12 protein-coding genes are annotated in these 9,864 nt (G+C 39.2%); 1 reads left to right on the top strand and 11 read right to left on the bottom strand.

The features are described 5' to 3' along the window. Positions 1-188: hypothetical protein (locus LKW28_RS19430; RefSeq protein ID WP_229142099.1), on the top strand; the 188-nt coding region annotated here is incomplete at its 5' end. A gap of 211 nt (positions 189-399) precedes the next feature. Here the strand turns inward: LKW28_RS19430 and lysS are convergent. The 11 genes from lysS to hslO all read right to left on the bottom strand — a co-directional run bounded on the left by lysS (position 400) and on the right by hslO (position 9,837). After that, complete coding sequence (lysS, locus tag LKW28_RS19425; RefSeq protein ID WP_229142098.1) at positions 400-1,893, bottom strand: lysine--tRNA ligase; 1,494 nt, start codon at positions 1,891-1,893, stop codon at positions 400-402. Positions 1,894-2,107: 214 nt separating this feature from the next. Continuing rightward, on the bottom strand, positions 2,108-2,314 hold the full coding sequence (locus LKW28_RS19420) for a helix-turn-helix domain-containing protein (RefSeq protein ID WP_229142097.1): 207 nt from the start codon (positions 2,312-2,314) through the stop codon (positions 2,108-2,110). Then, positions 2,266-2,787, bottom strand: a complete 522-nt coding sequence (gene folK, locus LKW28_RS19415) for a 2-amino-4-hydroxy-6-hydroxymethyldihydropteridine diphosphokinase (RefSeq protein WP_229142096.1) — start codon at positions 2,785-2,787, stop codon at positions 2,266-2,268. Before folK ends, LKW28_RS19420 begins: the two co-directional genes overlap by 49 nt. Beyond that, positions 2,784-3,149: a dihydroneopterin aldolase gene (folB, locus tag LKW28_RS19410; protein ID WP_229142095.1), complete on the bottom strand. Its 366-nt coding sequence runs from the start codon at positions 3,147-3,149 to the stop codon at positions 2,784-2,786. The genes folK and folB overlap by 4 nt, the downstream gene beginning before the upstream one ends. Continuing rightward, entirely contained in the window at positions 3,142-3,996 is an 855-nt protein-coding gene (folP, locus tag LKW28_RS19405) for a dihydropteroate synthase (protein WP_229142094.1), read from the bottom strand. Before folP ends, folB begins: the two co-directional genes overlap by 8 nt. 2 nt (positions 3,997-3,998) lie before the next feature. Then, a complete protein-coding gene (gene pabC, locus LKW28_RS19400; protein ID WP_229142093.1) occupies positions 3,999-4,862 on the bottom strand; it encodes an aminodeoxychorismate lyase in 864 nt (287 codons plus the stop codon). Beyond that, entirely contained in the window at positions 4,847-5,446 is a 600-nt protein-coding gene (gene pabA / locus LKW28_RS19395) for an aminodeoxychorismate/anthranilate synthase component II (RefSeq protein WP_229142092.1), read from the bottom strand. The genes pabC and pabA overlap by 16 nt, the downstream gene beginning before the upstream one ends. 17 nt (positions 5,447-5,463) lie before the next feature. Beyond that, a complete protein-coding gene (locus tag LKW28_RS19390; RefSeq protein WP_229142091.1) occupies positions 5,464-6,879 on the bottom strand; it encodes an anthranilate synthase component I family protein in 1,416 nt (471 codons plus the stop codon). 93 nt (positions 6,880-6,972) lie between these two features. Then, positions 6,973-7,902 (bottom strand): cysteine synthase A, encoded by a 930-nt coding sequence (gene cysK, locus LKW28_RS19385; RefSeq protein WP_229142090.1) that lies wholly within the window; start codon positions 7,900-7,902, stop codon positions 6,973-6,975. A gap of 112 nt (positions 7,903-8,014) precedes the next feature. After that, the gene (locus tag LKW28_RS19380; protein WP_229142089.1) at positions 8,015-8,938 is read right to left on the bottom strand and encodes a peptidyl-prolyl cis-trans isomerase; all 924 of its coding nucleotides are present in this window, start codon (positions 8,936-8,938) and stop codon (positions 8,015-8,017) included. A 20-nt stretch (positions 8,939-8,958) separates the two neighbouring features. After that, complete coding sequence (gene hslO / locus LKW28_RS19375) at positions 8,959-9,837, bottom strand: Hsp33 family molecular chaperone HslO (protein WP_229142088.1); 879 nt, start codon at positions 9,835-9,837, stop codon at positions 8,959-8,961. Positions 9,838-9,864 lie beyond the last annotated feature (27 nt).

Here is a 9,864-nt window from a genome sequence, read left to right as displayed (position 1 = left end):
GCTCAATAGTTTTGTTACTTAGATTTAAAACGTTGACGCTTGTATTGTGTTCAGTTTTCAAAGAACTAAGCAACTTCTTGATTAATCTTCATCGCAGCTTTGTGCTGAGTAATCGCAAGCGCATGTCAGTGCGCGAACAGCAAATTGTTGAAGATTCATTTCGTTACTCTTATCAGTTGCTCTCTTGAAGCAACTTTATAATAATAACATCTATCTTTTCGATAGTCAACAACTTTTTTGTTGTTTTTTTATTTCGTTGCCACATCTCTGCGGCAGATATTTAATATACCACCTTGGAAGTTCTTATGCAAGATATTTTAATAAAAAAATTATATTAGAAAAGTTTTCTGCCCGACAAGCATAAAAAAAATAGAGTGGAAATCCACTCTACTTTTCAACTTACTTATGGCGCATTTGCGGGAAGAGTAGTACATCTCTAATAGATGGGGAATTCGTTAAGAGCATAACGAGTCTGTCTATTCCAATTCCTAATCCACCTGTTGGCGGTAAACCGTATTCTAATGCTTCTACAAAATCTTCGTCCATCATATGAGCTTCGTCATTTCCTTGCTCTCTTTCTTTAAGTTGAGCTTCGAATCTTTGACGTTGATCAATAGGGTCGTTTAATTCTGTAAATGCGTTGGCATGTTCCCTACCTACAATGAATAACTCGAAGCGATCCGTAAATCTAGGATCCTCTGCATTTTTCTTTGCAAGCGGTGAAATTTCTACTGGATGTCCATATATAAATGTTGGTTGAATAAGTTTTTCCTCAATTTTTTGCTCGAAGAACTCGTTCACAATGTGACCGTATTGCATGTTATCATTAATCTCAACATTATTTTCTTTCGCTAATTGCCTTGCTTCTTCCAGGCTCATTTCCTTCCAGAAGTCTACGCCTACGTATTCTTTAATCGCATCTACCATGTGGAGTCGTTTCCACTCTGGTTTTAGGTCAATTTCATTCTCACCGTAAGTGACCGTTGTCGTACCTAGAACTTCTTGTGCAATATGCGCTACTAGGTTTTCTGTAAGACTCATAATATCCCTATAATCAGCGTAAGCTTCATATAATTCAATCATTGTAAATTCAGGGTTATGACGTGTAGAGACACCTTCATTACGGAATACCCGGCCAATTTCATATACCTTTTCTAAACCGCCTACGATCAGGCGCTTTAGGTGTAGTTCAATCGCAATCCGCATATATAGTTCGATATCTAAAGCATTATGATGAGTAATGAACGGGCGTGCAGATGCACCACCAGGAATCGAATGCATCATCGGTGTTTCTACCTCTAAATAACCGTGATCATCTAAATAACGTCTCATCGCTCTAATGATTTTACTTCTTGTAATAAAGGTTTCTTTGCTTTCCGGACTCATGATTAAGTCAAGATAGCGTTGACGGTAACGTTGTTCAACGTCTTTTAAGCCATGGAATTTGTCAGGTAATGGACGTAAGGCTTTTGATAAAAGCTCAAATGATGACACTTTAATAGAAAGTTCGCCTACTTTTGTTTTGAAGACAGTACCTGATACACCAACAATATCCCCTAAATCTGTAATATTAAAAACCTCATACTGCTCTTCTCCAACTGAATCTAAGCGTACATATAGTTGGATTTGACCAGTGAGGTCTTGGATATGGGTAAAACCAGCTTTACCTTTTCCGCGTTTCGTCATAATACGACCAGCAATCGTTACATTAACCGCTTTTTCGTCCAATTGTTCTTTCGTAAACTCATCGTAAAGATCGATAAGTTCGCGTGTACTATGCGTTCTTTCAAATCTTTTACCGAATGGGTCAAACCCCATTTCTCGTAAAGTATGTAACTTTTCTCTTCTGACAATCAATTGGTCATTTAATTCCTCATGATTCAATTTTATCAACTCCTATTTTGTTACCATAATCTATAAATAAAACGAATGCTTATAACTTGTCCTATTTCAATATAAACGTAAAGCAGAAAAACTGCCAGCAAAAAACTGGCAGTGGGTTACTTACGGGTATTATAGTGTAGGTAACTTTTGATGTCAAACAACCATCTCACTGTTTTATTGTTTTCTTCCGCTACTTGACGGTGCTTTGTAAAAGAGACACTGCTTAACCTTTTGGTGTTAAGTCTTCTAGCGGTACTTTTAGTATGTCCGCAACCTCTTGTAAAAATGTTTTACTTGGCATCCGTGTTCCACGCTCTACTTCCCCAACAAGGGAAACAGATACCCCAAGGTCTTTTGCCAAACTTTCTTGAGTATAACCCTTCAACTTTCGAAAAGCCCGAATACGCCTTCCCCACTTCTCCGCTTCCATATACGTACACCTTCTCTGTCTTGTAATTCCTCTAGTAGTAAGGATATTGATTTCGTTACTGCCGGAATTTGTAGATTCTGGTTAATTTCAACTAACGGGACCAAAACAAAAGCCCGCTCTGTCATACGGGGATGCGGAACGATAAGACGCTCTGTTTCAATAACGTCACGATTGTAAAGTAAGATATCAAGGTCTAATGTCCTTGGTCCCCATCTTATTTTCCGTTCCCTTCCAGATGTGAGTTCAATATTTTGCAAAACCTGCAGTAAATCAAATGCTGATAAACCAGTGTCCACTTCAATGACCATATTTAAAAACAGATCTTGATCTTCATATCCAACAGGATCTGTTTCATAAATTGACGAAAAATCAATAATCTTAATGTTTTGATCTTGGATTGCTTTTAATGCCAAGTGTAAATAGTCTTCCCGTTCCCCGATATTCGTTCCTAGAGCGATATATGCTGTATTCATGACAAGCGACTCCTTGTGATTTCAACAGCAACCGATTGAAGGTGCCCAGGTATTGGCGGATCTGGTTTTATGACTTTAATTGTACAGCTTAAAACCAAAGGAAAATGCTTTAAAATTTCAGCGGCAGTTTTCTCAGCCACGGCTTCTAGTAGTTTATAAGGTTGTCCCTCTACGACTTCTTTACATAGATTGTATAGCTCTCCGTAGTGAACAGAGTAATCTAGATTATCAGTTTCTCCCGCTTTTTGGACATCCACTTCCACCATTAGGTCGACAAAAAAGCGTTGACCCATCTTCGTTTCTTCCGGGAACACCCCATGATAGCCGTAAAACTGCATTTGGTTCACATAAATTTTATCCATTATTGGTTCCACCCTTACCTGCAAGAACATCCATCATCTTAGCAAGTCTGGCATTTACCTTCACATTGTGGACCCGGACAATATCGCATCCTTTTTGAATGCCAACGCAAGTAGTTGCACCTGTTGCCTCATCACGTTCCTGTGGAGGCAAATCAAAAATTTGCCCAATAAACGATTTTCGTGAAGTTCCAAGGAGGACTGGGTAACCAAGTTCAGTAAAACGGTCCAGATGACGGATTGTTTCGATATTTCCTTCAAAGGTTTTTGCAAAGCCTACCCCTGGATCCAGGATGATGTTTTCATCTTTTACACCAGCTGTCTTTACAATCTTAATGCTTTCATTTAGGTCGACAATCATATCTTCAATAAGATTCGTATAGTTTTTATTATCTCTGTTATGCATTAGGATGATTGGTACATTATAGGTTGCCGCAACCTCCGCCATTTTCAGATCAGCTTTTGCACCCCAAATATCATTGATGATATGTGCACCCGCTTCAACCGCTTGCTTTGCTACCTCTGATTTATAGGTATCAATTGAAATCGGGACGTGAACTTCCTTCACTAATGCCTTAATAACAGGTACAACTCTTGCAATTTCTTCTTCATCAGAGACTTTTTCATGCCCTGGTCTCGTCGACTCACCACCAACGTCAATTATATCAGCACCATCCTTGACCATCCCTTTGGCGTGATGGATAGCAGCATCTAAATCAAAGTAGGAGCCACCATCTGAAAAAGAATCAGGGGTGATATTTAGAATCCCCATAATCATCGTCTTTTTGGAAAAATCTAATTGATACGGACCACATGTTATGGTTGGTCTTTTCATTGTGTTTTGGTCCATTTTCAAATCCCCTTTGTTATTTCGTTTTTACTCCATAGGTTTTTCCGGTATTTTGAATATATGTACTGTAGTTTTTTTGTGACGGGGCCCTTTTTACCGCGTAATGTATGATTTTCAATATCAGTTAGCGGCACTATTTCCTGAATTGAATTTGTAATGAAGGCTTCATCACTTCCAAGGAGATCTTCAGCATGGTAGAATCCCTCTTGTACATTCAATCCGATAGACTTCGCTAGTTGAATGACGAAGTTACGTGTAACTCCATTTAGTATCCCCGTTTGGACTGCCGGTGTAAACAGCCTATCCCCTGTAACCCAGAAAAGATTTGATGTAATCCCTTCGGCAAGGTAGCCTTCTTTGGTCAAAAAAATACCCTCGACATTTGGATTATTCCCGATCTCTCTTTTTCCATAAATATTATTTAAAAAATGGTGGGATTTGAGACGAATGTCTCCCTCGGGAGTATTTCGGGCTGTTTGTAAAAAGTTTGCTTGTTTCTCCTCCAACACAGCAGGTATGTCTTTCATAAATACAAGAACAGTTGGAACTTCGTACTCCCCAGTTGGCAGTCCGACATCACCTGTTCCTGCCGATACATTTAAGCGGACATACGCCTGTTTTAACCCATTAGCTGATAATAGGTTGTTTATGATCTCCATCACTTGAGCTCGGTCTACTGACTTTTTGATTTTTAACTCATTTAGTCCGTCCTGTAAACGAACAAGATGGTCATCTAGTAAAAAAGGATGACCATCATAGATTCTAAATGTTTCAAATACACCCATTCCATATAGAAAACCATGGTCAAATGGGGAAATACGTGCATTTTCTCTTGTAACAATTTCACCATTTAAATAGAGGTACATGATTCCTTCTCATTCCTGATATATTGTTGTATAACATTTGAAATCAGCTGTTTACCTGCTATGGTCATAATCGATTCTGGATGAAATTGAACACCTTCAATTGGGTATTCCCTATGGCGAATGGCCATGATTTCTCCAGCTTCTGTTTCAGCAGATATTTCAAAGCACTCTGGAAGTGTCTCTTTTTTTACGATTAATGAATGATAACGTGTTGCTGTAAATGGCTGTTCCACACCTAAAAAAATAGTTTTGCCATCATGCTTAATTTCAGATGTTTTCCCGTGCATAAGCCTTTGCGCCTTAATGACATCCCCTCCGAATGCCTGTGCAATCGATTGATGACCAAGACAAACGCCAAAAATCGGGATACGGCCTGCAAAATAAGAGATTGTCTCTAGACTTATTCCCGCCTCATTCGGTGTGCAGGGTCCTGGTGAAACCATTATTAAATCTGGCTTTAATTCCTCAATTTCCCGAATCGTGATTTCATCATTTCTTTTGACGATGATTTCTTCTCCTAATTCTCCAACATATTGGACTAAATTGAATGTAAACGAGTCATAATTATCAATCATTACGATCATCTAGCTCACCTCATACTCTAATTTTTTCCTAACTCTACTTCACTCTGCTCTTTTGCTTTCCATAACGCGATCGCCTTTTTCAAGGACTCCTGATATTCATGTTTCGGGTTTGAATCATAGACTACGCCAGCTCCGGCTTGTACATGAGCCATGCCATTCTTCGCAATCATTGTCCGAATTGCAATATTAAGCTCCATATCCCCCGTAAAACTAATCCATCCAATTGAACCTGTATAAATACCTCTTCTGACTGGTTCAAGTTCCTCAATGATTTCCATCGTTCGAACCTTTGGCGCGCCTGTAATGGTTCCTCCCGGGAAGGTTGCTTTAATGATATCTGTAAGGTCTTTTCCTCCCGCTAAGATGCCTTGTACATTTGAAACGATATGCATCACATGGGAGTACTTTTCAATGACCATGAATTCATCCACTTTTACTGTACCATATTCACATACTTTGCCAAGGTCATTTCGTTCTAGATCCACTAACATAACATGTTCAGCACGTTCTTTTTTATTGCGAATCAACTCATTTGCTAAACGCTGTTCTTCCGCTTCATCCTTGCCTCTAGATCTCGTTCCAGCTATTGGTCTGGTACTGACCACTTTCCCTTTTTTCTTCACCAGTAACTCTGGAGAACTACTGACAATTTGAAATTCAGGCACTTGCATATAGGCCATGTATGGGGATGGGTTAATCTTCCGTAATGTATCATAAATTCCCTGCGGATGGGTTCTGAGCTTCTTTGATCTGCGTACGGATAAATTAATTTGAAAGACGTCACCTTCGGAAATATATTCTCTTACCTTCTCTACCGCATTAATAAATTCCTGTTCAGAAAATGAAACTGAAAAACTTTCTTCTTGTTGCTGCATCATTGTTGCAGGCAGATACTTCTCATTGGGGGCATTCCATTGGTCTTCATATCTTTGTAATCTTTCGTTAGCTCGTCTTTCATGATGGGTCTCATCATGGGTGATCAACCAGATTGATTGTTCAATATGGTTATATAAAAACACATCATCAAACACTAAGAAATATAAGTCTGGTGTATCTAGGTCATCCACTGCCAGATTCGGAAGTTTTTCTATGTATCTTGCATAATCATAGCTAATAAATCCAAGCGCTCCACCTTGAAAGTCAGGATAATCTGGGCGGTGATCTGTTTGATGCGCTTTCATCCACTTCATAAAATGTGTAAGTGGATCACCCTCCATGATTATTGTTCCATTTTCGGTCGTGATTGATAATCTATGATTTTTTCCTTGGACCACAGCAAATGGTTTTAATCCCATGATGCTATATGTTCCACCCCGCCCGCTTTCCAATAGCATGTGGTAAGGTTCATTTCGTGTTAGGGCCTTATATTTCTCATACCATTTGTCTGAAGCCAATGGTATTTTCTTCGCAAAAGATACTCTCTTTTGTGGCATGGTCCACACTCCTTATACCCCTATTTTACATGATAATGTTATAGGTGGTATATAGAAAAAAGAGTTTTATCCCGAAGGATAAAACTCTGATTTTTATTGCTCATCAAATTGATAAAGAACAGTGCTTAAGTAACGCTCACCATTGTCCGGAACAACTGCTAGAACTTTTTTGCCTTTACCTAATTTTTTCGCAACTTGAAGAGCTGCAAAAATAGCTGCGCCTGAGGAAATCCCCACAAGGAATCCTTCTTCTTGGCCCGTACGGCGTGCATATTCGATAGCTTCATCGTTTTTAACAGTAAACACTTCATCATATACCTCTGTGTTTAATACGTTCGGTACAAAGTTTGCACCTAGACCCTGGATTTTGTGAGGACCTGGTTTTCCACCAGATAGAATTGGTGAATCAGCTGGTTCAACCGCTACAATTTGGATGTTTGGATATTTCTCTTTTAATACAGGACCAGCACCAGTGATTGTTCCGCCCGTACCAATACCTGCTACAAATGCATCTAATTGATCACCCATTTGCTCGGCAATTTCTTTACCAGTCGTTAAACGGTGAACTTCTGGGTTTGCTGGATTGTTGAATTGTTGCGGCATGAAGTAGCCGTGTTCTTTTACAAGCTCTTCAGCTTTGTTAACGGCACCTCGCATTCCTTCAGCACCTGGTGTTAAAACAAGCTCTGCACCGTAAGCGCGTAAAAGATTACGACGTTCCATACTCATTGTATCTGGCATAACTAAGATTGCTTTTAAACCTTTAGCAGCAGCAACCATCGCTAAACCAATACCAGTGTTGCCGCTTGTAGGCTCGATAATCGTGTCGCCAGGCTTCAATTCGCCTTTTTTCTCTGCAGCCTCAATCATTGCCAAAGCGATACGATCCTTTACACTGCTTCCAGGGTTAAAGAATTCAAGCTTTACATATACATCTGCGCTATCTTCATCAACTAAGTGGTTAAGCTTTACAACTGGAGTTTGACCGATTAATTCATAAATTGAATTTGCTACTTTTGTCATGATTCCACCCTCAATCCCTACTATTTTTATTGGTTTTATCTACAATTTAGCAATTCCTACCTAAAAAGTCAACGAATTTACTACTAGTAAATTGTGAATTCTTTCTAAATAATTATTGATGATTCTCAAAAAACCACTTAACGTCAAGCTCTTTCCAGAATGGCTCTACTGAAATGGATCCATTCATTTGGTCAATTGCAATTTGGCGCTTGATTTGATCTTTAACATCGGCGTATGAATAGGTTACGGCGTCAATCACTTCATGCAGGATAATGACCGCAAAGCCACCCTCAACCTCAATAGGTTTACTCCACTCATTTGGTTTTAATTTGTCAGCAATGTCTAAATAGCTTTCTGGAGCAAAACCATTCTCCGCATTCACAAACCCGAGTTCCCCACCCCGATTTGCCGAAAACTCATCTGTAGACTTTTCCATTGCAAGGGCAGTGAAGCTTGAACCATTTTCTAATTCATCACGTACTTGTTCAGCCGCTTCTTTTGTTTTTACAACAATATGGGAAATGTGGTACGACTTTGGAATTTCGTATAAGTGCTTGTTTTCTTCGTAGAAATGCTTCATTTCTTCTTCAGAAATAACGGCATCCTTTGTTAAAAGCTCTTCTAATAAAATGCTTAACTCAATTTGTTCTTTCCAATGCTCATTATTAATTTCCTCATGATCGATGGTGTTATACATTGTCTTGATTAACGTTAACTCACGGTTAACAGCATCCTCAGACAAAGCAATGTTATGCTTTTTAGCCATTTGACGAACAACTTCTTCATCAATCATTCCTTCTAAAATTTGTTTCCCATATCTGTCTTCAAGCTCATGTAACCATTGTTGCCGTGTAATCGATGTTTCTCCAATTGTGGCTACTACCTCTTCTTCCCCACTTGCAACAACAGGTTTTGTTGCTTCCACCGTTTTTTCCGCAGACTTTTCACCTGATTGATTGGTCACAAAGTATACAACTGACAAACAGTTCGTGATAACGAGAGCAACAATAACTGTCCAAATTGCTTTTTGATTCATTTTTCCCATCTCCCATTACCTTACTTTGCTTGGTCTTTTAATTCTATTAACTCTTCTTTTGAAAAATGATATGTTTCGTTACAAAAGTGACATTGTGCTTCTGCTTTTCCGTCTTCTTCAATCATATCCTCAATTTCTTCAGCGCCTAAGCTAATGATAGCACTTTCGATTCGTTCCTTTGAACATGGACAATTAAACGATACAGGCATTTTTTCAAGAATTTTAAGGTTATCCGCTCCAACAACTTCGGCCAAAACATCTTCAGGAGATAGTCCTTTTTCAATCATTTTGGAGATCGGTTCGATTTCTTGCAGTCTTTTTTCAATTTGTGTAATGGTTTCCTCATTCGTACCAGGCATAAGCTGGATTAGGAATCCGCCTGCAGCTAAAATGGAATTGTCTGGATTCACTAAAACTCCTACCCCAACAGATGATGGAGTCTGTTCAGAGGTTACTAAATAATAGGTAAAATCCTCTCCTAGTTCTCCTGATACAATCGGAACCTGCCCGGAGAAATGATCTCTCATACCGACATCCTTTACAACTGTTAAAGTTCCGTCAGTTCCAACAGCTCTTCTCACATCAAGCTTCCCATGTTCATTTAAATCAAAATGAGTTTGGGGGTTCGTTACATATCCTCTTACTTCCCCTTTTGCATTTGTATCAACTAGAATAAGCCCGATTGGACCGCCACCTTCAACTTTAATGGTCAGCTTAACATCGCCCTTTAGCGTTGCTCCAAGCATTACGCCTGCAGTCATTGTTCTTCCAAGCGCTGCGGACGCAGTAGGCCATGTATAATGGCGTCTTTGAGCCTCAGCGACTGTTTCTGTTGAATTAATTGCATATGCTCGAACCTGTCCATTATATGCTAACGCCTTAATTAAATAATCACTCATTTTAATTACTCCTTTTCATGTCATCAA

Source organism: Bacillus sp. REN16, from assembly GCF_020731355.1.
Classification (GTDB): domain Bacteria; phylum Bacillota; class Bacilli; order Bacillales; family Bacillaceae_L; genus Ferdinandcohnia.
Note: the sequence above shows the minus strand (reverse complement) of the source record. Positions and strands in the feature narration are given on the sequence as shown.

What these genes read in the sequence shown, in the direction of transcription:
- LKW28_RS19420 (WP_229142097.1), bottom strand. Translation starts at nt 2,314, where the DNA reads ATGGAAGCGGAGAAGTGGGGAAGGCGTATTCGGGCTTTTCGAAAGTTG.
- folK (WP_229142096.1), bottom strand. Translation starts at nt 2,787, where the DNA reads ATGAATACAGCATATATCGCTCTAGGAACGAATATCGGGGAACGGGAA.
- folB (WP_229142095.1), bottom strand. Translation starts at nt 3,149, where the DNA reads ATGGATAAAATTTATGTGAACCAAATGCAGTTTTACGGCTATCATGGG.
- folP (WP_229142094.1), bottom strand. Translation starts at nt 3,996, where the DNA reads ATGGACCAAAACACAATGAAAAGACCAACCATAACATGTGGTCCGTAT.
- pabC (WP_229142093.1), bottom strand. Translation starts at nt 4,862, where the DNA reads ATGTACCTCTATTTAAATGGTGAAATTGTTACAAGAGAAAATGCACGT.
- pabA (WP_229142092.1), bottom strand. Translation starts at nt 5,446, where the DNA reads ATGATCGTAATGATTGATAATTATGACTCGTTTACATTCAATTTAGTC.
- LKW28_RS19390 (WP_229142091.1), bottom strand. Translation starts at nt 6,879, where the DNA reads ATGCCACAAAAGAGAGTATCTTTTGCGAAGAAAATACCATTGGCTTCA.
- cysK (WP_229142090.1), bottom strand. Translation starts at nt 7,902, where the DNA reads ATGACAAAAGTAGCAAATTCAATTTATGAATTAATCGGTCAAACTCCA.
- LKW28_RS19380 (WP_229142089.1), bottom strand. Translation starts at nt 8,938, where the DNA reads ATGAATCAAAAAGCAATTTGGACAGTTATTGTTGCTCTCGTTATCACG.
- hslO (WP_229142088.1), bottom strand. Translation starts at nt 9,837, where the DNA reads ATGAGTGATTATTTAATTAAGGCGTTAGCATATAATGGACAGGTTCGA.